Here is a 19056-nt window from a genome sequence, read left to right as displayed (position 1 = left end):
TGGTGCGGGGGGTCAGTACGCGACAGTGAAGCGCTCGCCGAGGTGCTGCGGGTCCTCGACCTCGTCCAGCAGCGCCACCGCGTAGTCCTCGGTGGAGATCCGGCTCTCGCCGTCCGCGCCGATCAGCAGGTCCTCCAGGCCCTGGCGGTAGGTGCCGGTGCGCTCGCCGGGGGCGATGGTGCCGGCCGGGGAGAGGTTGGTCCAGCGCAGGTCGGTGACGGTGCGCAGGTAGTCCAGCGCGTCGCCGTGCGCGTGCATGATCTGCAGCAGGAACTCGGGCAGGCCCTCGGCGTCCCACACCTGCTTGCCGTCGGGGGTGCGCAGCGAGCCCGCGCCGCCCACCGTGACCAGCCGCGGCGCGTCGGCGCCGAACGTGCGCAGGCCCGCCACCAGGGACTCGAAGGACGGCCGGATCAGCGCCTGGTGGCCCGGCCCGTCGCCGCCGCCGACCGCGCTGACCACCACGTCCGCGCCCTTGGCGCTGTCGGCCACCGAGGCCGGGTCCAGCACGTCGCCGGTCACGACGGTCAGCGCCGGGTGCTCGACCGGCAGTTTCGCGGGGTCGCGGACCACGGCGGTCACGGTGTGGCCGCGGCGCAGCGCCTCGTCCAGCACGCGGGAGCCGATGGTGCCGGTGGCGCCGTACAGGGTGATGGTGCTCATCGTGACGTCTCTCCTCTGGTGGGCCGTCGCTCGGCGTTTTCGCCGCTTGGCGTTTTCCGTCGTCGGATCGACCGTACGGGCGGCCCGGGCAGGCGGGCGAGGTGCCGGGCCGACAGGCCCTGGTGAAAAACGGACAGCCGGGGGGAGTGGCGGGCCGGTTCCGGCGGACGGGTCTGCAACGTTTTGTTGAAACCTACCTTGACGGCCCCGGCGCGGCCGCCTTAGCTTGCTTTCGCATTACAAAACTATTCTTCCGCATCGCGGAAGATGCGTCGACGGCAGGAGTAGCCGATGCCCCGCATGACAGCCGCCCGCGCGGCCGTGGAGATCCTCAAGCTCGAAGGCGTCGAGGTGGCGTTCGGCGTGCCCGGCGCCGCGATCAACCCCTTCTACGCCGCGCTCAAGGCCTCCGGCGGCATCCGGCACACCCTGGCCCGGCACGTCGAGGGCGCCTCGCACATGGCCGAGGGCTACACCCGGGCGAAGGCGGGCAACATCGGCGTCTGCATCGGCACCTCGGGGCCGGCCGGCACCGACATGGTCACCGGCCTGTACTCGGCGATCGCCGACTCGATCCCGATCCTGTGCATCACCGGCCAGGCGCCGGTCGCCCGGCTGCACAAGGAGGACTTCCAGGCCGTCGACATCGCCTCGATCGCCAAGCCGGTCACCAAGGCCGCCACCACGGTGCTGGAGGCCGCGCAGGTGCCCGGCGTGTTCCAGCAGGCCTTCCACCTGATGCGCTCCGGCCGCCCCGGCCCGGTGCTGATCGACCTGCCGATCGACGTCCAGCTCACCGAGATCGAGTTCGACCCCGAGGCGTACCAGCCGCTGCCGGTCTACAAGCCCGCCGCGAACCGGGTGCAGATCGAGAAGGCGATCGCCCTGCTCCAGGCGTCCGAGCGGCCGCTGATCGTGGCGGGCGGCGGCGTCGTCAACGCCGACGCCGCCGGGCTGCTGCGGGAGTTCGCCGAGCTGACCGGCATCCCGGTCGTCCCGACGCTGATGGGCTGGGGCGTGATCCCCGACGACCACGGGCTCAACGCGGGCATGGTCGGCCTGCAGACTTCGCACCGCTACGGCAACGAGAACTTCCTCGCCTCCGACTTCGTCCTCGGCATCGGCAACCGCTGGGCCAACCGCCACACCGGCGGCCTGGACGTCTACACCGCGGGCCGCACGTTCGTCCACATCGACGTCGAGCCCACCCAGATCGGCCGGATCTTCGCCCCCGAGCTGGGCATCGCCTCCGACGCCGGGGCCGCGCTGGAGCTGCTGATCGAGGTCGCCCGCGAGCTGGCCGCCGCCGGCGGGCTGAAGGACCGCCGGGAGTGGGCCGCGAGCACCCAGCGGCGGCGGGCCGAACTCCAGCGCCGGACGCACTTCGACGACGTGCCGCTCAAGCCGCAGCGGGTCTACGAGGAGATGAACCGCGCCTTCGGCCCCGAGACCCGGTACGTCACCACCATCGGCCTCTCGCAGATCGCGGGCGCGCAGCTGCTGCACGTCTACGAGCCCCGCCACTGGATCAACTGCGGCCAGGCCGGCCCGCTCGGCTGGACGATCCCGGCCGCGCTCGGCGTCGCCACCGCCGACCCGGAGGGGCAGGTGGTCGCGCTCTCCGGCGACTACGACTTCCAGTTCATGATCGAGGAGCTGGCGGTCGGCGCGCAGCACCGCATCCCGTACGTGCACGTGCTGGTCAACAACGCCTACCTCGGGCTGATCCGGCAGGCGCAGCGCAACTTCGACATCGACTTCCAGGTCAAGCTGGAGTTCGAGAACCTCAACGCCCCCGAGCTGGGCGTCTACGGCGTCGACCACGTCCGGGTCGCCGAGGGCCTGGGCTGCAAGGCGATCCGGGTCACCCGGCCCGAGGAACTGCTGCCCGCGTTCGAGCAGGCCAAGAAGCTGGCCGCCGAGTTCCGCGTCCCGGTGGTGGTCGAGGCGATCCTGGAGCGGGTCACCAACATCTCGATGGCCGCCGCGGACATCGACAAGGTCGTGGAGTGGGAGGAGCTCGCCACCGAGCCGGGCCACGCCCCGACCGCGATCCGCCCGCTCAGGGCGTAGCGCGGCCCTTCAGGAACCTGCCGGTGAGCCAGCCCGCCATCACGAGGGTGCTCACCAGCAGGACGGGGGCGGAGAGGTGGGTGATCGACCAGGTGGTCAGGGCGAGGGCGAGCAGGGCGACGAGCAGCATGGCGCCACCTCCGATTTCGGTGAACGAGTGTTCGCTGACTGCCGGTCACCACTGTAGCGGGGGCTGGCCAAAATCGGCAAACGACTGTTTACTGAACGCCGTGACGACCGATCCCGCCCCCGCCTCCGCTCCCGGCACCCCCGGCGTCCGCAGCGCCCAGAAGCAGGCCAGCCGCCGCGCCCTGCTGGACGCCGCCCTCGGGCTGCTGGAGCGGCAGAACCTGAGCGGCCTGGGGGTGCGCGAGGTGACCCGGGCGGCCGGCCTCTCCCCGGCCGCGTTCTACCGGCACTTCGCGGACCTCGCGGAGCTGGGCGTGGTGCTGGTGCGGGAGTCGCTGGCCAACCTGCACGAGATGGTCCGGGCGGTGTTCGCGGGCAGCGGCGAGGCCGAGCTGCTGATCGACCGCTCGGTCGGGGTGATCGCCGCGCACGTGGCGGCGCACCCCGCCTACATCCGCTTCCTGGCCCGCGAGCGGCACGGCGGGGTGAAGCCCGTACGGGATGCCGTCGCGGCCGAACTGGCCTGCTTCGCCGAGGAGTTGGCGGGCCTGCTGGCCGTCCAGCCGGACACCGCGGGCTGGTCGGCGGCCGACCGGCGGATGCTGGCGGAGCTGTACGTGGACCGGATGGTGTCCACCGCGCTGGCGCTGGTCGAGGCGGACGGCGCGGAGCGGGCGGCGATCGCGCGGACGGCGCGGACCCAGTTGCGGCTGATCAACCTGGGAAGCCGCCACTGGACGGCGGACTGACGGGCCGTCGGGGGGCGGTCGCACTCTTGACACGGTGTCATGGGCGCGCCAACTTAGGGGAACCCCAGTGGTACCCCCACACCCCCTGAGAGGCACCCTCATGAAGAAGCCGCTCACCGGTGCGCTCTGCGCGCTGACCCTCGCCGGGGCCACCGCCCTGGCCACGGCCGCCCCCGCGTCCGCCGCCGCCGCGCCCGCCGCGCCCGCCGTCACCGTGAACTTCGCCGGGACGGTCGCGCTCAGCAACTGCTCCGGCTCGCTGGTGCGGATGCCCAACTCGGCGGACAGCGACCCCGGACTGATCCTCACCAACGGCCACTGCCTGGAGAGCGGCATGCCCGCCGCCGGGCAGGTGATCACCAACCAGGCCTCCACCCGCAGCTTCACCCTGCTCAGCTCCACCGGCAGCAGCCTCGGCACGGTGCGCGCCAACCGGGTCCTCTACTCGACGATGACCGACACCGACGTCACCCTCTACCGGCTGAGCAGCAGCTACGCGACGATCAAGAGCCGCTACGGGATATCCCCGCTGACCATGTCCACCACCCACCCGGTGGCCGGCAGCGCGATCAAGGTGGTCTCCGGCTACTGGAAGAAGATCTACTCCTGCAGCGTCGACGGCTTCGCCTACCGGCTCAAGGAGGGCGGCTGGACCTTCAAGGACTCGGTCCGCTACACCTCCGGCTGCGACATCATCGGCGGCACCTCCGGCTCCCCGGTGGTCGACGTCAACAGCGGCCAGGTCGTCGCCGTGAACAACACGATCAACGAGAGCGGCGAGCGCTGCACCCTGGACAACCCCTGCGAGGTCGACCAGAACGGCACCGTGACCATCCACCCCGGCATCGGCTACGCGCAGGAGACCTACACCATCCCGAACTGCTTCGGGCCGGGCAACGTGCTCGACCTGACCAGGTCGGGCTGCGTCCTGCCCCGCCCGTAGCGCTCGCCTCAGGACCCCGGGGACGACGGCGGCCCCGGGGTCTCCCGCGACCCGGGGTCCTCCCGCGGCCCGGGGTCCTCCCGAGGTTCGGGGGTCTCCCGCGGCCCGGGGAGGACGAGCCGGGCGAGGGCGCCGCCGTCGGGATGGTCGGCCAGGCGCAGTTCGGCCCCGATCGCCCGGGCGTGGCCCTGCGCGATGGTCAGGCCCAGGCCGTGGCCGCCGCCGCGCTCCCGGGCGCCGGTGCGGAAGCGGCGCGGCCCCTCGTGCAGGATCTCCTCGGGGTAGCCCGGGCCGTGGTCGCGCACGGTCACGGTGGTGCCCTCGGCCGTCACCAGGACCGGCGGACGGCCGTGCCGGTGCGCGTTGGCGAGCAGGTTGGCGACCACCCGGTCGAAGCGGCGCGGGTCCGTGCTGACCACCGCGTCGGTGGCGATCCGCAGCTCGACCTCGGCGCCGGTGTGCGCCGCGATCCGGGCCAGCAGCGGCCCGAGCGGCAGGTCGGCGAGGTCCGTGGCGTCCGTCCCGGAGTCCAGCCGGGACACCTCCAGCAGGTCCTCGGTCAGGTCGCGCAGGGCGCGCACCCGGTCGCGGACCAGCTCGGTGGGCCGACCGGGCGGCAGCAGCTCGGACGCGGTCAGCAGGCCGGTCAGCGGCGTGCGCAGCTCGTGCGCCACGTCCGCGGTGAAGCGCTGCTCGCCGGCCAGCCGGCTGCGCAGGGCGGCGGACATCGAGTCGACCGCGGCGGCCAGTTCGGCCACCTCGTCGCGGGCCCGGCCGAGCGGCCCGATCCGGGCGTCCAGGTCGCCCCGGGCGATGGTCCGGGCGGTGCGGGCGGCGGTGCGCAGCCGGCTGCTGATCCGGTCGGCGGCCAGCACCCCGGCGAGCACGGTGACCAGCACCGACAGGGCGGCGCCGATCGCCACCGCGCGGTCCAGGTCGGCGATCGCCCGGGCGTCCCCGGCGTAGTCCATCCGCACCGACAGCACCCGCCCGTCGGCGCCGGCGGCGGCCCACATCGCCGGGCCGTGCGGGCCGGGGCCGAGCACCGAGCCCTGCCGGCCGCGCTCGGCCAGCCGGCGCAGGTCCGGCGGCAGCGCCGGGTCGTCGGCGGCGGCGTGCCAGCCCGCGACGAGCTCCCCGGTCGCGTCGTACCCGGTCAGCACCGAGTCGAGGGCGGCCAGCGCGGACGCCCGGGCCTGGTCGGTGTGCTGGCGCACCGAGGCCTGGTGGACCAGCACCCCGACCGCGAGCGCGACCAGGCAGGAGACCAGGGCGATCACCGCGGCGATCTGCCGGCGCAGCGTCACGGCGTCCGCCGCAGCTTGTAGCCGAAGCCCCGGACGGTCTCGATCCGGGCGGCGCCGATCTTCGCCCGCAGCCGCTGGACGTGCACGTCGACCACCCGGCTGTCGGCGCCCCAGGAGTAGTCCCAGACCCGCTCCAGCAGGGTCTGGCGCTCCAGCACCACGCCCGGCGAGGCGGTGAACTCCAGCAGCAGCCGCAGCTCGGTCGGGGTCAGCGGCACCGGCCGGCCGGCCACCCGGACCTCCATCGCGTCGGTGTCCACCGCCAGGTCGTCGATCACCCGGACCGCGGACGCCGGGCCGGGGGCGCCGACCGGGCCCGCGGCGGTGGCGGCCGGGCCGAACCCGGTGCGCCGCAGCACGGTGCGGATCCGGGCGACCAGCACCGCGGTCTCGAACGGCTTGACCACGTAGTCGTCGGCGCCCGCCTCCAGGCCGGAGATCACGTCGATCGGCTCGGTGCGGGCCGACATCATCAGGATCGGCAGCCGGCTCTCCTCGCGGATGCGCCGGCACAGGCCGACCCCGTCGAGCAGCGGCAGCATCACGTCGAGCAGCAGCAGGTCCGGCGGGTCGGCGCGGAACCGCTCCAGGCCCTCCAGGCCGTCGCCCGCCGTGTCCACGGGGAAGCCGTAGCGCTCCAGGGCGAGTTGGGTGGTCTCGCGGATCACCTCGTCGTCCTCGACCAGCAGGATGCGCGGGGTGGCGGGCACGGGAGCGGTCATCGGGTCCTCGTCGGAGCGGGGCGGACGGCGGCCGGGGCGGTACCGCCCGGGGCGGCGGTCCTGGCGGTGCCGCCCGCGGTGGCGGCCGGGGCGGGGCTCGGTACGGGCGTGGGTTCCGGCGGGTCGACCACGACCACCGAGGCCGAGTCGCAGCTCCTCGTCAGCAGGCACTCGGCGAAGCCCGCGTTCGGTCCGGTCACCTTGATCCGCTGGTCGACGAGGACCAGCCGGTCGGTGCTCCAGCGGTAGGTGCGGCTGGTCTCGGCGTTCGGGGCGGTGGGCTCGTGCACGACCAGGTCGGTGCCGACGGTCTCGGCGGTGAAGTCCGGCCGCGCGACGACCGCCAGCACCGGCAGCACCCGGTGCTCGCGCAGGGCGTACACGTGCAGCACGGCCCGCGGGGAGGCCGGGTCGGCACCGGCGAGCACGGCGGTCAGCAGTTCCGGGCCGCCGTCCCCGTCGAGGTCGCGGTACTGGGCGGGGCGGACCCCGCACCCGGCGCACCCGCCGGCCAGGGCCGCCCGCTCGTCCGGGGCGAGACCCGGGTCCGCGGCGAGCACCGTCCGGGCGTCCGTGCCGGTGAGCGCGTCGAGCACCAGCCCGGGCAGCGGGACGGGGGGCTCGCTGTTCGGGCCGGCCCCCTCGGGGCGGAGGGCCGGCACCGCGGGTGCGGTGGCCGACCACAGCGGCTGCGGACTCGGGTACGACCGGACCGGCCGGGCCGCCCCGGCGTCCTCCAGCGCGCCGGCGGCCCGGCAGCCGGTGACGGCGAGCAGGACCGGCAGGCCGAGCAGGACGCACCTGGCCACTGCGGTGCGGCGGGGCCGGTTCCTCACGTCGGACGGCGCCTTTCGGTCGGCGGGCGGGGCGCAGCCAGTCTGCACCACCGGGAACGGCCGTCCGCCGCCCCGGCGGGACAGTGGCCCGGCGGGACAGTGGGCCGGCGGGACGGCGGACGGACGGTCAGCGGCCCGGGGGCAGCCGGTCGGCGAGGACGACGATGTTGTCGGAGTAGTGGCCGTCCCGGCCGAGCGTGCCGCCGCAGGTGACCAGCCGCAGCTGCGGGGTCGCGGTGGGGCCGTACACCAGCTCGGTGGGGAACGCGTCCTTGGCGAACTGGCGCAGCTCGCGCACCCGGTAGGAGACCGTGTCGCCGTCCTGCTGCCGGACCTCGATCCGGTCGCCCGGACGCAGCCCCGGCACCCCGTGGAACACCGCCGGGCCCTTGCGGGTGTCGTAGTGCCCGAGCAGCACCGCCGGACCGTCCCCGGCGCGGTACCAGCCGACCTGCCCCGGCCGGTCGAGCGGCGGCACCTCCACGGTGCCGTCCGGGTTGAGGCCGACCCCCTGGACCGGGGCGTCCACCCCGATCCGCGGCACCACCAGCCGGACCGGCGGCGAGAACGGCGCCCGGGCGGCTGCGGACGGCGGTGCTTCCGGTGCCGGGGCTCCGGGGGACGGGACGGCGGCGGGCGCCGCGGCGATCCGCACCGGCGCGGGGTCGGACCCGCGGGAGGCCGCCACCGTCACCCCGCCCGCGAGCAGCATCCCGACCGCCACGGCCGGCGCCCACCAGCGGCGCCGGCCACGGCGGTCCGGACTAGGCCCGGCCGGCGGCACGGCGCCGGACGACGAGCAGGCCGATCCCGGCCGCACCGGCCGCCGCCAGCCCGCCACCGAGCACGAGCCCGGTCGTCGAACCGCCGTCGACCGCGCCCTCGCCGGTCTGCGCACCGCCCCTGGGCACGGCGCCCGTCCCGGAGACCGACTCCACCCGCGCGGAGGAGGGTGCGGGGGCGGGCGCCGGAGTGGCCGAGACCGAGGCCGCGGCCGAGGGCACGGGGGTCGGGCTCGCGGTGTCGGCGAACGCGACGGCGCCGGGCAGCGCGAGCAGGCCGACGGCGAGGGCCGGGGCCAGCGCGAGCCGCGCGGCCCGGCGGACGGAAGTGGTACGTGACATCGGGGTCCTCCGATCGCTCGTCCCCCGGAGCCGGGCGGCCCCGGGGCGACGACGCCCACGCTAGGAAGCCCGCCACTCGGCGAACCGGCGGTCGGGTAACGGCCACCGCCCGGCTCTGTAACAGAAAGCGGCGGTGGAGCGGGCGGTCGGGGGCGGGGAGCGGCGAGCCCCGGAACGCACTCCCGCGGGCCCCCGGAATAAGCGCTGCTAGCGTGGCGGACGTCGAGGTTCCGTTGTGGTGGAAGGGTCGCGCCGGCGATGGCCAAGTTCCTGCTGAGTCTGCACCTGCTGGTCGTGGCGCTGTGCATCGGTCCGGTCGCGGTGGCGGTGAGCATGTTCCCGCGCAAGGCGAAGGCCGCCCTCGCCGCGGGCCCGGAGCAGCCGGCCGCGCAGGCCTCGGTGCGGCTGCTGCACCGGATCAGCAACGTGTACGCGCTGATCGGCATCGGCATCCCGGTGCTGGGCATCGGCACCGCGCAGGCGATGGGCGTGCTGGGCAACGCCTGGCTGGTCACCTCGATCGTGCTGACCGCCGTCGCCGCGGGCGTGCTGCTGCTGGTGGTGCTGCCCGGTCAGCAGGCGACCGTCGACGCGCTGGACGCCACCGAGGACCAGGACGCCGAAACGGCGCGCGCCACCGGCAAGTTGAAGACGCTGCCGATGACGGCGGGCGTGTTCAACCTGCTGTGGGCGGTCGTCCTGGTGCTGATGGTCATCCGGCCGGGGTCGACGAACGGGGCGTGACCCCGCGGACCTCGATCGAGGCGAGCAGTTGGGCGGTGGCGGCCGCGACGGCGGCCACCGCCGCGTCGAACGCCTCGCGGTTGTGCGCGGCGGGCGCCCGGAAGCCGGAGATCTTGCGGACGTACTGGAGCGCCGCGGCGTGCACGTCCTCCGGGCTGGCGTCGGGCGTCATCGGCGGGCGGAGCGTCTTGATGCTTCGGCACATGCCTCCAGTCTGCCGCGACCCACTGACACCCGGCCCGCTCGGCCCGGGCACCGGCGCCCCGTGGACGCCCGCCGCGTCGTCCTTCCTGGCCGCCGCGCCCGGCGTGCACGCCGAACTCGTCGGCCTGCTGCGGCGGGTGTGACGGCCCTCGGACGGCCCTCGGACGGCCCGTGCCACGGTCCGTGCTACTGCCCGGGGAGCGGGAGGAGTTCGACCGGGAGGGTGGCTGCGGCGGCGAAGACGGCGGTGGGGGTGGTGAGCTCCAGGTAGTGCAGGTCGCCGTCGCGGTGGCTGGGCGGCGGGTCGAGCGGGAGGTGGGAGAGGTCGAGCGAGGCGAGGGCGTCGAGGCTGGTGCGGCCGAGCTTGATGAGCGCCTCCTTGCGGACCCACAGGCGCAGGAAGGCCGCGGTGGGGTCGGGGTGGCCGTGGACCAGCGCGGCCTCGGCGGGGGTGAGGACGTGCTGGAGGGTGGCCGGGTCGTTGCTGCGCGCGCCGAGGTGCTCGACGTCGACGCCGACCGGGACGGGGGCGGCCGCGGCGGCGATCACGCCGTTGGTGTGCGAAAGGCTGAGGTGGGTGCCGGGCCGGTCGGTGAGGTGGGGGCGGCCGTGCACGGTGCTGCCGCAGCCGGGGCACTGCTGGCCGAAGGCGATGGCGGCGGGGTCGGTGCCCAGGTGCGCGGCGGCGCAGTACCGCACCAGGAGGTGGGCGGCCAGGTAGTCGTCGCGGTCGGCGGGCCGCCGGAAGCGCTCCAGCCGGTCGCGTTCGAAGCCGGTGAGCAGCCGCTCGTCGGCGTCCGGTTGGGCGAGCACCTCGGCGGTGGTGGCGAGCATGGCGAACGGCGGGTTCGGCACGGTTCTCCCTTCCGGGGCGGGCATGGTCGCTGACGGGATTCAGTGACGTGACATCAAAATAGTCCGTTCGAATGATTTTCCAGCGCGTCGGTGTCCCACGGGGCGGGACGGGACGACCGCTTCCTCTTTGCTGGCCGGGTCTGCTGTCCGCTGACCAACCGTCAACGAGAGGGGTGTCCGTGCGACACGGCGTCCGTGGCAAGAACCCGCTGCTCCGCCTCGCCGCGGTGGCGGCACTCGCCGCCCCGCTGCTCACACTGGCCGCGTCCGGCGAGGCCGCCCAGCTGGCCCCGCCGCTGGGCCCCTGCTCGGGCCCGGACTGCGGCACCAACACCTGGGGCCCGCCGAACAACGGCGACTTCGGCACCGACGCGACGATCAACATCTACGTCGGCGGCAACTACGGCGTGGGGGGCCGCGCCGCCGAGGCCGAGGGCAAGATCGTCACGGTCGGCAGCCTGACCATCGCCAAGAACGGCGGCGGGAGCTTCAACATGGGCGTGGTGGGTGTCGGGTCGCGGGTGGTCCCGCCGAGCGGGACCGACCACGTCACCACCGGCGGCTCGGTGACCGTCGCGCCGGGCAACACGCTGTTCCTGGGCGGCTCGGACTCCAAGGGGACGGTCTGGGGCAACCTCGTCCACGGCGGGGCGCTCACCGGCCAGACCAGCATCACCCCGCAGGGCCAGGCGATCCTCGACCCCGCGGCGATCGACGAGTTCAGGGGCCTGACCGCGGTCATCGAGGACCACTCGAAGTGCATGGCCGCGCAGACCGCGACCGGCACGGTGGTGAAGGATGGCAACACCTACACCTTCACCGGTGACGGCACCAGCTCCCGCCAGGTGTTCAACGTCGACACGAACATCGGCAGCGACGCCGCCGCCGCGGACCTCGTGTTCGCCGGCATCCCGCAGGGCGCCACGGTCATCGTCAACATGGTCGGCCCGGACCCGGTGCTGATCAGGACCAACACCGGCAGCGGCCTGGACGGGGACCCGATGGTCGCGCTGCGCCCCCGCCTGATGTGGAACTTCCCGGAGTCCACCGACGCGACGATCACCGGCGGCGCCCAGTTCCAGGGGTCCGTCATGTCCGGCAACCCGGCGGGCACGGTCACGCTCTCCAACCCGGGCACCAACGGCCGGGTGTACCTGGCCGGGAACCTGCTGCAGAACTCGTACATGGGCTCCGCGACCGGCACCGAGATCCACGCCTACCCGTTCGACGGCGACCTGCCGGAGTGCGGCGAGAGCCCCTCGCCCTCGCCGAGCCCTTCGCCGAGCCCCTCCCCGTCGGACAGCGGGAGCCCGAGTCCAAGCCCCAGCCCGTCGCCGAGCGAGAGCACCAGCCCCGCGCCGTCGCCGAGCGAGAGCACGCCCGAGCCGACCGGCTCCCGCTCGCCGCACCCGCACCCGCTGCCGGACACCGGCGGCGGTGACCTGGTCGCCCCGGCGGCCGGGGGCGCCGCGGTGCTGCTGGGCCTGGGCGGCGTCGTGGTCGCGCTGGCCCGCCGGGCCCGGGCCGCCACAGCTGAGCCCGCCGCGGGAACGGGACGGCCGGGGCCGGTGGGCCCCGGCCGTCCCGCGCGTGCGCTCAGGTGACCTCGCCGCGGCGGGCGAAGCGCTCGGCGCGCCACTCGCCGCTCGCCAGCACCTTGCGCAGGGCCGCCGCCGCGTCGTGCACGTCGGCGCGGGAGAGGTAGAGCGGGGTGAAGCCGAAGCGCATCAGGTCGGGGGCGCGGAAGTCGCCGATCACGCCGCGGGCGATCAGCGCCTGGACGACCGCGTAGCCGTCCGGGTGCCGCAGCGCGACCTGGCTGCCGCGCCGGGCGTGCTCCCGCGGGGTGACCGCTTCGACGTCCAGGTCGGCGGTCAACTCCAGGAACAGGTCGGACAGTTCGAGGCTCTTGGCGCGGACGGCGACCGGGTCGGCCAGCTCCCAGACCTCCAGCGCGGCCTCCAGCGCGGCCAGGCCGAGGATCGGCGGGGTGCCGGTGAGGAAGCGGGTGACGCCCTCGGCGGGCCGGTAGCCGGGCTCGAAGTCGAACTGCCGGGCGTGCCCGAACCAGCCGGTCAGCGGCTGCCGGGCGTCCGCCAGGTGCCGGGCCGCGGCGTACAGGAAGGCGGGCGCGCCCGGGCCGCCGTTGAGGTACTTGTAGCCGCAGCCGACCGCGAAGTCGGCGCCGGACGCGTCCAGTTCGATCGGCAGCGCGCCCGCGGTGTGGCACAGGTCCCAGACGGCCAGCGCCCCGGCGGCGTGGATCCGCCCGGTGACGGCCGCCATGTCGAGCAGCTCGCCGGTGCGGTAGTCGACGTGCGAGAGCAGCACCGCGGCGGCCCCGGAGTCCAGGGCGGCGTCCAGCCGGGCGGCGGAGTCCAGCAGGACCGCGCGGGTGCCGGGGTACAGGGCGGTCAGCCCGTCGGCGACGTACAGGTCGGTGGGGAAGGCGTGCCGCTCGGCGAGCAGCGCCGGACGGCCGGGGCGCAGCCGCAGGGCCGCGCCGAGCACCTTGAACAGGTTGACCGAGGTGGAGTCGCAGACCACCACCTGCCCGGGCGCGGCGCCCAGCAGGTGCGCGCCGAGCCGGTCGCCGAGCCGCCCGGGCTGGTGGAACCAGCCGGCGTCGTTCCAGGACCTGATCAGCCCGGAGCCCCACTCGCCCGCCACCACCTCCGCCAGGTGGCCGGGGGTGCGGCGGGGCAGCGCGCCCAGCGAGTTGCCGTCGAGGTAGAGCACCCCGGCGGGCAGGTCGAACTCGTCGCGCAGGGCGTGCAGCGGGTCGGCGGCGTCGCGGGCCGCGCACTGCTCGCGGGTGGGGGTCACGGCATTGCTCCCGGGGTGCTCAGAGGTCGTTGCGGACGGTCCACAGTTCGGGGAAGACGTCCTGGTCGGCGGACTGCTTGAGCCAGCTCAGGCCGCTGGAGCCGCCGGTGCCGGGCTTGCCGCCCATGGTGCGCTTGACGGCGCAGTAGTGGCGCTGGCGCCAGCGGGTGACCCGCTCGGCGGTGTCCAGCAGGGCCTCGCCGAGCCGGACCAGGTCGGCCAGCGCCGGGTCGGTGTAGACGGCGCGCCAGGCGGCCTCGACGGCCGGGTCGGGGCGGTGCCGGGCGGTGACCGGCCGCGCGGGTATCTCCAGGCCGCGCCGGGCCAGCACGGCCAGCGCCTCGGCGTACAGGCTGGGGGTGCGCAGCGCCGTGAACAGCGCGTCGTACTCGGCGGGGGAGTCCCGGTACATCTCCAGCAGGCCCTCGCTGCGGTTGCCGAGCAGGAACTCCAGCAGCAGGAAGGCCGAGGACTGGAAGCCGGAGGCCTCGCCGAGGACCGGGCGGAAGGCGCCGAACTCGGCGGGCGTCATGGTGGCCAGCAGGTCCCAGGAGCCGACCAGCACGTCCTGGGTGTGCTGCCCGCGGCGCAGCGCGGCCAGCGCGGCGTCCAGGTCGTCGGCGCGCAGCGCGGTGCGGGCGGCGTCCCAGTCCCGGTGCAGCAGGTCGAACAGCAGCTCCATCACCTGGGTGGCGACGATGAACGAGTACTCGGCGGGCTCCGCGCTGCGCGGCTGCTGCAGCGCGTGCAGCTCGGCCAGGCGCACGTACCGGGCGTAGGGGGTGGACGCGCCGGGGTCCTGGTCGGGGCCGAAGCTCAGGTGGGGGCGGTGCATCTGGCCGGTCATGGCCGGTACCTCCTCGGATCCGCCCGCCCGGGGTGCGGCGGACGCCACCATTGTGCGGCGCGCGGCCCTGCTCTTGAATGGGCGTCGTAGCCCGGATGGGGGCACGCGCCTTCCGTTCGCGAGGTGCTCGGCCCCGATCGCCTCGCGAACGTGAAGGAGCCGTCGTGGACGCGGTGGACCGCCTGCTGCTGGCCGAACTGCAGGCCGACGCGCGGCTGTCGTACAACGAGCTGTCGCGCCGGGTGAACCTGTCCCCGCCGGCCGTGGCGGAGCGGGTGCGCCGGCTGGAGGCGGACGGCGTGATCACCGGCTACCACGCGCACCTGGCGCCGGAGAAGGCCGGGGCGGCGGTGATGGCGCTGGTCACGGTGGAGTGCTACGGGGTGCGCTGCCTGCTGCGCGACCCGGAGGTGGCCCGCTGGCCGGAGGTGTTCCAGCTGCACCGGGTCACCGGCGGGGCGTGCTGCGTGCTGCTGGTCGGGGTGCCGGACATGCCCGCGTTCGCCCGGCTGACCGACCGCCTCGGCGGCTACGGGCAGCCGACCAGCTCGATGATCCTGGCCAGCCCGGTGCCGTGGCGGCCGCTCACCCCCTGAGCGGGCCCGCCGGGCCGTCAGTGGCCGTTCGGCGACTCGGCCAGGTGCACGCCCAGGCTCTCCAGCCCGTACAGCACCATCTCCACGCCGACCGCCGCCAGCAGCAGCCCCAGCAGCCGGGACAGCACCTCCAGCGAGGTGCGCCGGCTGGCCCGCAGCAGCGGGGCCAGCAGCAGCACGCAGACGCAGTCCACCGCGATCACCGCGACGTACATGGCGGCGACCGTGGAGTGCCAGCCCAGGGTGTCCCGGGTCAGCGACTCGACCAGCAGCGCGGTGATCGCCAGCGGGCTGGCCACGTACGGCAGCAGCAGCTCGCGGATGCCGTCGGCCAAGGGGTTGGCCAGGTGCTCGCCCTCCTTGCCGCCGCCGAGGTGGACGCCCAGGACCAGGGCCACCGCGTAGATGAAGAAGATCACCCCGCCGGCGATCTGCAGCGACTGGTCGGAGATGTGGAACAGCGCGGCCATGAAGTCCGCGCCGTAGGCCAGCACCAGGCTGACCACGGCCGCCACCAGCGAGGAGACCAGGGTCAGCTTCCGCAGTTCGGCCGGGGTCCGGCGCTGGCTGAGCTGGGCGAACGCGAGCAGCACCTTCGGCGGGCCGACCACGGCGAAGAAGGTGACGAAGACGGTGCTGAAGGTGAACGCCGACATGCGCCCATGATGGGGCGTCAGCGCAGCCGGACGGTGGCGCCACCCTGGCGCAGCACGTCGAGGACCGCGTCGAAGTAGGAGCGCTCCTCCTCGTCCGGCCCGGTCACCCGGCGGGTCAGCGCCTGGGCGGAGACCATCGCCCGCCGCCAGACCAGGACGAACGGCGGCTCGGGGCCGAAGCCGCCGCGCAGGCAGTCGGCCAGGGCGTCCAGGTTGCGGCCGTAGTAGCCGTCGGGGGCCCCGACGGCGCGGCCCAGTTCGGCCCAGAGCGAGGGTTCGTCGGTGACCCGCTCGCCGTGCAGGACGTACTCGGGCGGCTGCGGTGCGGTGGGCATCGGGAGGCTCCTGTCTGCCGGGGTGCCGGTCGGCGTGTCGGCCGGTGCGCGTCGCCCGGATGGGTTCGCCGGGTCGAAGGGGGCCGGTGCGCACGCTGGGATGGGCCCCAAGTCTTCTCTTCCACCCCAGGGGCAACACCATGACCAGTCTGCACCGCAAGGACCTCGGACTGCTGGCGCTGCGCGCGGCCGTCGGCGGCGTCCTGTTCGCGCACGGGACCCAGAAACTGTTCGGCTGGTTCGGCGGTGCCGGGCCGGAGGGCACCGCCCAGGCGATGGAGCACATGGGCTTCCTCCCCGGCGAGCGCAGCGCCCGGGCCGCGGGCCTGGGCGAGGCGGGCGGCGGCGCGCTGCTCGCGATCGGCCTGGCCACCCCCGCGGCCGGCTCGGTCGTCGCCGGGACGATGGCCGGCGCGGTCTCCGTGCACGCCCCGGCGGGCTTCTTCGCGCACGGCGGGGGCTACGAGTACCCGGCCCTGCTGGGCGCCTGCGGCCTGGCCCTGGGGGTGGCCGGTGCGGGCCGCTACTCGGTGGACGCCGCGCTGGGGCACCGGCTGGCCCGCCCGTGGATGGGCGTGCTGGCCTTCGCGGCGAGCGCGCTGGGCGCGGCCTCGGTGCTGGCCCGCCGACAGGACGAGGTGCGCCGCCGGGAGGCGCGGGCCGCGGACGAGGCGGACCGCGAGGACGGCACCGGGCTCTCCTGAACCCCCGCAGCACCCGCAGTAACACCCGCAGCACCCGTAACACCCGTACGCCCGCCGGGCGTCCGCGACCGAAGGGATCTTGTGCTGATGAAGCGATCGATGCGGGCCGCCGCCGGGTGGGCGGCCGCCGCGCTGCTGGGCGGCGCGGCGCTGGCCGGCTGTTCCTCGGACGGCTCGCCGTCCCCCGCGGTGTCCTCGGCGGTGGACGGCGCGAAGTCGGCGGTGGCCTCCGCGGCCTCCTCGGCCACGGCGGCGGTCGGCTCGGCCGCCGCCTCGCTGGGCGCCTCCGCGCAGGCCGCCGCCTCCTCGGCGCTGGCGAGCGTGAAGGGCGGGCTGGACGCGAAGGACGACGTCGAGCTGGGGACGGTCACCACCGGATCGGACGGGAAGCTGTCGGTGCCGGTGACGGTCACCAACCACGGTTCGCAGTCCGGCAAGTACACGATTCAAGTCAACTTCGACGACGGGTCGGGAAACCTGCTCGACGCGGTCGTGGTGAACGTTCCGGAGGTGGCGGCGGGGGCGTCCGCGCAGGCCACGGCGGAGAGCAACCGTTCGCTGGAGGGCAGTGTGACCCCCGTGGTGGCGAACGCGCTGCGGTACTGAGCGGACACCGAACCTTAAGCGTGGCGTAAGCGTCAGATCCCGCTCTTGACGCCCGAGTTGGTCTAGTCCATTTTACTTGGCAGGTGCAGGGAGCCCCTAGGCCGGCGCCGGTGGTCTACACCACCGGCGCCGGTTCGGCTTACCCGCACCTGGTGTTTGTGCAGGCCAAAGCTCGATTCCCCTGTCATGCCCAGGCCGTGTGACCCCACCTCGCACGGTTCGTGCCCGGTCCTGGCAGGACCCCCACAACCAGGAGTCACGCAGCCATGCTTCGTTCCGTTTCCCCCCAGTCGCCTTCGCGGCGGCGGCCGAAGAGCTGGGCCGCGCTCGCGGCCGGCACCGCGGCCTCCCTGCTGCTCGGCGGCACCCTGGCGCTGACCGGCGGTACCGCCCAGGCCGCGCCGACCAACTCCACCGGTGCCCCCGCCACCAGCGGCGGCATCAAGGTCGCGTACTTCGACCAGTGGTCGATCTACTCGAACGCGTACTACCTCAAGACGATGCAGGACACGGGCGCCGCCGGGAAGCTCGACTACATCATCTACGACTTCGCGAACATCAACCCGACCACCCTCTCCTGTTTCGAGGCCAACAAGGCCGCGTCGCAGAACGAGGACGACCCCAACGCGGGTGACGGCGCGGGCGACTCGTTCGCCGACTACCAGAAGAGCTTCGGCGCCGACATCTCGGTCGACGGCGTGGGCGACACCTGGAACCAGCCGATCGTCGGCAACTTCAACCAGCTGAAGAAGCTGAAGGCGAAGAACCCGAACCTCAAGGTCCTGATGTCGATCGGCGGCTGGACCTACTCGAAGTACTTCTCCGACGCCGCGGCCACCGACGCTTCCCGCAAGAAGCTGGTGTCCTCCTGCATCGACATGTTCATCAAGGGCAACCTGCCCTCCGAGGGCGGCTACGGCGGCCCGGGCACCGGCGCCGGCATCTTCGACGGCTTCGACCTGGACTGGGAGTACCCGGGCGGCAACGGCCACACCGGCAACCACGCCTCGCCCAACGACAAGCAGAACTTCACCGCGCTGCTCGCCGAGTTCCGCAGCCAGCTGGACGCCCAGGGCAAGACCGACGGCAAGACCTACGGCCTGGCGGCCGCGGTCGGCGCCGGCCAGGACAAGATCAAGCAGGTCGAGACCGACAAGATCGGCCAGTACCTGACCTTCCTGGACATCATGACGTACGACATGCACGGCGGTTGGGAGGCCCAGGGCCCGACCAACCACCAGGCCCCGATCTACACCAACCCGAACGACCCGATGAACCCGGTCCCGGGCGGCAACGGCAAGTACTCGGTGGACGCGGCGGTCAAGGCCTACACCGTGGGTGACCCGCAGTACGGCATCCCCGGCGGCTTCCCGGCGAAGAAGATCAACGTCGGCATCCCGTTCTACTACCGCGGCTGGACCGGCGTCTCCGCCGGCACCACCCACGGCCTGTTCCAGAAGGCGTCCGCCCCGGCCCCCGGCGGCACCTACTCCGGCGGCGTCGCCGGCATCAAGATGTACAAGGAGCTGACCGGCTTCGTCGACAACCCGGCCTACACCTACTGGGACGACGTCGCCAAGACCGCGTACTTCTACGACGGCACCACCTTCTGGTCCGGCGAGAACGCCCAGTCCATCCAGGCCAAGCTCGACTACGCGCACTGCAACGGCCTCGGCGGCTCGTTCATGTTCTCCATGTACGACCTGGGCACCCAGACCGCGCTGTTCGACAAGACGGTGACCGCCACCAACGGCTCCGCCGCGTCCTGCCCGGCCGCCCCGACCCAGTCGGCCACCCCGTCGGCCTCGGCCTCCGCCTCGCAGTCGGCCAGCCCGTCCGCGTCGGCCTCCGCCTCGCAGTCGGCCAGCCCGTCCGCGTCCGCCTCGGCTTCGGCCTCCGCGTCGGCCTCCGCCTCCGCCTCGACCGGCACCTGCTCCGGCGCCCCGAGCTGGAACGCGGCCACCGTGTACGCCACCCCGACCAAGGTCTCCTGGAAGGGCCACTACTACACCAACAAGTGGTGGACCACCAACGAGGACCCGAGCCTGAGCGGCCAGTGGGGCGCCTGGACCGACAACGGCGCCTGCTGATCACCCGCACTGATCGGTTGAGCTGAACCCCGCGAGGGGCGCGAGGA

23 protein-coding genes are annotated in these 19056 nt (G+C 74.1%); 10 read left to right on the top strand and 13 right to left on the bottom strand.

Features of this window, described 5'->3' with window-relative positions; genetic code table 11:
- Nucleotides 1-12: 12 nt before the first annotated feature.
- Nucleotides 13-663, bottom strand: coding sequence for an NAD(P)-dependent oxidoreductase (locus HUT16_RS10485; protein ID WP_176187667.1), 651 nt, complete (start codon nucleotides 661-663; stop codon nucleotides 13-15).
- A gap of 291 nt (nucleotides 664-954) precedes the next feature.
- Between HUT16_RS10485 and gcl the strand changes: the two genes are divergently transcribed.
- Nucleotides 955-2736, top strand: coding sequence for a glyoxylate carboligase (gene gcl / locus HUT16_RS10480; protein ID WP_176187665.1), 1782 nt, complete (start codon nucleotides 955-957; stop codon nucleotides 2734-2736).
- On the opposite strand, the gene HUT16_RS10475 is transcribed toward gcl, so the two are convergent.
- Nucleotides 2726-2866 carry a hypothetical protein gene (locus HUT16_RS10475; RefSeq protein ID WP_176187663.1) on the bottom strand — a complete coding sequence of 47 codons (141 nt, stop codon included), beginning with the start codon at nucleotides 2864-2866 and terminating at the stop codon, nucleotides 2726-2728. The genes gcl and HUT16_RS10475 overlap by 11 nt on opposite strands.
- 100 nt (nucleotides 2867-2966) lie before the next feature.
- Here HUT16_RS10475 and HUT16_RS10470 point away from each other — a divergent pair, with 100 nt between their 5' ends.
- Nucleotides 2967-3614 (top strand): TetR family transcriptional regulator, encoded by a 648-nt coding sequence (locus tag HUT16_RS10470; RefSeq protein WP_254897745.1) that lies wholly within the window; start codon nucleotides 2967-2969, stop codon nucleotides 3612-3614.
- 100 nt (nucleotides 3615-3714) lie between these two features.
- Complete coding sequence (locus HUT16_RS10465; RefSeq protein ID WP_176187659.1) at nucleotides 3715-4557, top strand: serine protease; 843 nt, start codon at nucleotides 3715-3717, stop codon at nucleotides 4555-4557.
- A gap of 8 nt (nucleotides 4558-4565) precedes the next feature.
- Here the strand turns inward: HUT16_RS10465 and HUT16_RS10460 are convergent, their stop codons facing one another.
- The 5 genes from HUT16_RS10460 to HUT16_RS10440 all read right to left on the bottom strand — a co-directional run bounded on the left by HUT16_RS10460 (nucleotide 4566) and on the right by HUT16_RS10440 (nucleotide 8546).
- Complete coding sequence (locus HUT16_RS10460; RefSeq protein WP_176187657.1) at nucleotides 4566-5864, bottom strand: HAMP domain-containing sensor histidine kinase; 1299 nt, start codon at nucleotides 5862-5864, stop codon at nucleotides 4566-4568.
- Nucleotides 5861-6586: a two-component system response regulator CseB gene (gene cseB / locus HUT16_RS10455; protein WP_176187655.1), complete on the bottom strand. Its 726-nt coding sequence runs from the start codon at nucleotides 6584-6586 to the stop codon at nucleotides 5861-5863. The genes HUT16_RS10460 and cseB overlap by 4 nt, the downstream gene beginning before the upstream one ends.
- Nucleotides 6583-7422, bottom strand: coding sequence for a hypothetical protein (locus HUT16_RS10450; protein WP_176187653.1), 840 nt, complete (start codon nucleotides 7420-7422; stop codon nucleotides 6583-6585). The genes cseB and HUT16_RS10450 overlap by 4 nt, the downstream gene beginning before the upstream one ends.
- Before the next feature lie 127 nt (nucleotides 7423-7549).
- Nucleotides 7550-8146: a class F sortase gene (locus HUT16_RS10445; protein ID WP_176187651.1), complete on the bottom strand. Its 597-nt coding sequence runs from the start codon at nucleotides 8144-8146 to the stop codon at nucleotides 7550-7552.
- Nucleotides 8147-8186: 40 nt separating this feature from the next.
- Nucleotides 8187-8546: a Tat pathway signal sequence domain protein gene (locus HUT16_RS10440; protein ID WP_254897744.1), complete on the bottom strand. Its 360-nt coding sequence runs from the start codon at nucleotides 8544-8546 to the stop codon at nucleotides 8187-8189.
- Nucleotides 8547-8804: 258 nt separating this feature from the next.
- Here HUT16_RS10440 and HUT16_RS10435 point away from each other — a divergent pair, with 258 nt between their 5' ends.
- The gene (locus HUT16_RS10435) at nucleotides 8805-9290 is read left to right on the top strand and encodes a hypothetical protein (protein WP_176187649.1); all 486 of its coding nucleotides are present in this window, start codon (nucleotides 8805-8807) and stop codon (nucleotides 9288-9290) included.
- On the opposite strand, the gene HUT16_RS10430 is transcribed toward HUT16_RS10435, so the two are convergent.
- Nucleotides 9259-9495, bottom strand: a complete 237-nt coding sequence (locus HUT16_RS10430) for a DUF2277 domain-containing protein (protein WP_176187647.1) — start codon at nucleotides 9493-9495, stop codon at nucleotides 9259-9261. The genes HUT16_RS10435 and HUT16_RS10430 overlap by 32 nt on opposite strands.
- Between HUT16_RS10430 and HUT16_RS10425 the strand changes: the two genes are divergently transcribed.
- Nucleotides 9494-9637 carry a hypothetical protein gene (locus tag HUT16_RS10425; protein WP_176187645.1) on the top strand — a complete coding sequence of 48 codons (144 nt, stop codon included), beginning with the start codon at nucleotides 9494-9496 and terminating at the stop codon, nucleotides 9635-9637. The genes HUT16_RS10430 and HUT16_RS10425 overlap by 2 nt on opposite strands.
- A gap of 43 nt (nucleotides 9638-9680) precedes the next feature.
- On the opposite strand, the gene HUT16_RS10420 is transcribed toward HUT16_RS10425, so the two are convergent.
- Nucleotides 9681-10349, bottom strand: coding sequence for a 4'-phosphopantetheinyl transferase superfamily protein (locus HUT16_RS10420; RefSeq protein WP_176187643.1), 669 nt, complete (start codon nucleotides 10347-10349; stop codon nucleotides 9681-9683).
- Between the two features lie 179 nt (nucleotides 10350-10528).
- Between HUT16_RS10420 and HUT16_RS10415 the strand changes: the two genes are divergently transcribed.
- Nucleotides 10529-11953 carry a choice-of-anchor A family protein gene (locus HUT16_RS10415; RefSeq protein WP_254897743.1) on the top strand — a complete coding sequence of 475 codons (1425 nt, stop codon included), beginning with the start codon at nucleotides 10529-10531 and terminating at the stop codon, nucleotides 11951-11953.
- Here HUT16_RS10415 and kynU read toward each other — a convergent pair.
- Nucleotides 11946-13175 (bottom strand): kynureninase, encoded by a 1230-nt coding sequence (gene kynU, locus HUT16_RS10410; RefSeq protein ID WP_176187641.1) that lies wholly within the window; start codon nucleotides 13173-13175, stop codon nucleotides 11946-11948. The genes HUT16_RS10415 and kynU overlap by 8 nt on opposite strands.
- A 19-nt stretch (nucleotides 13176-13194) precedes the next feature.
- Nucleotides 13195-14022, bottom strand: coding sequence for a tryptophan 2,3-dioxygenase (locus HUT16_RS10405; protein ID WP_176187639.1), 828 nt, complete (start codon nucleotides 14020-14022; stop codon nucleotides 13195-13197).
- A 164-nt stretch (nucleotides 14023-14186) separates the two neighbouring features.
- Between HUT16_RS10405 and HUT16_RS10400 the strand changes: the two genes are divergently transcribed.
- Nucleotides 14187-14618 (top strand): Lrp/AsnC family transcriptional regulator, encoded by a 432-nt coding sequence (locus HUT16_RS10400; RefSeq protein ID WP_176187637.1) that lies wholly within the window; start codon nucleotides 14187-14189, stop codon nucleotides 14616-14618.
- 17 nt (nucleotides 14619-14635) lie between these two features.
- Here HUT16_RS10400 and HUT16_RS10395 read toward each other — a convergent pair whose 3' ends face one another.
- Complete coding sequence (locus HUT16_RS10395; RefSeq protein WP_176187635.1) at nucleotides 14636-15274, bottom strand: MarC family protein; 639 nt, start codon at nucleotides 15272-15274, stop codon at nucleotides 14636-14638.
- Nucleotides 15275-15291: 17 nt separating this feature from the next.
- Complete coding sequence (locus tag HUT16_RS10390) at nucleotides 15292-15609, bottom strand: barstar family protein (RefSeq protein WP_176187633.1); 318 nt, start codon at nucleotides 15607-15609, stop codon at nucleotides 15292-15294.
- A gap of 140 nt (nucleotides 15610-15749) precedes the next feature.
- Here HUT16_RS10390 and HUT16_RS10385 point away from each other — a divergent pair, with 140 nt between their 5' ends.
- From HUT16_RS10385 to HUT16_RS10375, 3 genes are all read left to right on the top strand, one after another.
- Entirely contained in the window at nucleotides 15750-16313 is a 564-nt protein-coding gene (locus HUT16_RS10385; RefSeq protein WP_176187631.1) for a DoxX family protein, read from the top strand.
- A gap of 87 nt (nucleotides 16314-16400) precedes the next feature.
- Nucleotides 16401-16919 carry a hypothetical protein gene (locus HUT16_RS10380; protein ID WP_254897742.1) on the top strand — a complete coding sequence of 173 codons (519 nt, stop codon included), beginning with the start codon at nucleotides 16401-16403 and terminating at the stop codon, nucleotides 16917-16919.
- A gap of 266 nt (nucleotides 16920-17185) precedes the next feature.
- The gene (locus HUT16_RS10375) at nucleotides 17186-19009 is read left to right on the top strand and encodes a glycosyl hydrolase family 18 protein (protein ID WP_176187629.1); all 1824 of its coding nucleotides are present in this window, start codon (nucleotides 17186-17188) and stop codon (nucleotides 19007-19009) included.
- Nucleotides 19010-19056: the final 47 nt, after the last annotated feature.

Origin of the sequence: Kitasatospora sp. NA04385 (assembly GCF_013364235.1) — a bacterium.
GTDB lineage: Bacteria > Actinomycetota > Actinomycetes > Streptomycetales > Streptomycetaceae > Kitasatospora.
Note: the sequence above shows the minus strand (reverse complement) of the source record. Positions and strands in the feature narration are given on the sequence as shown.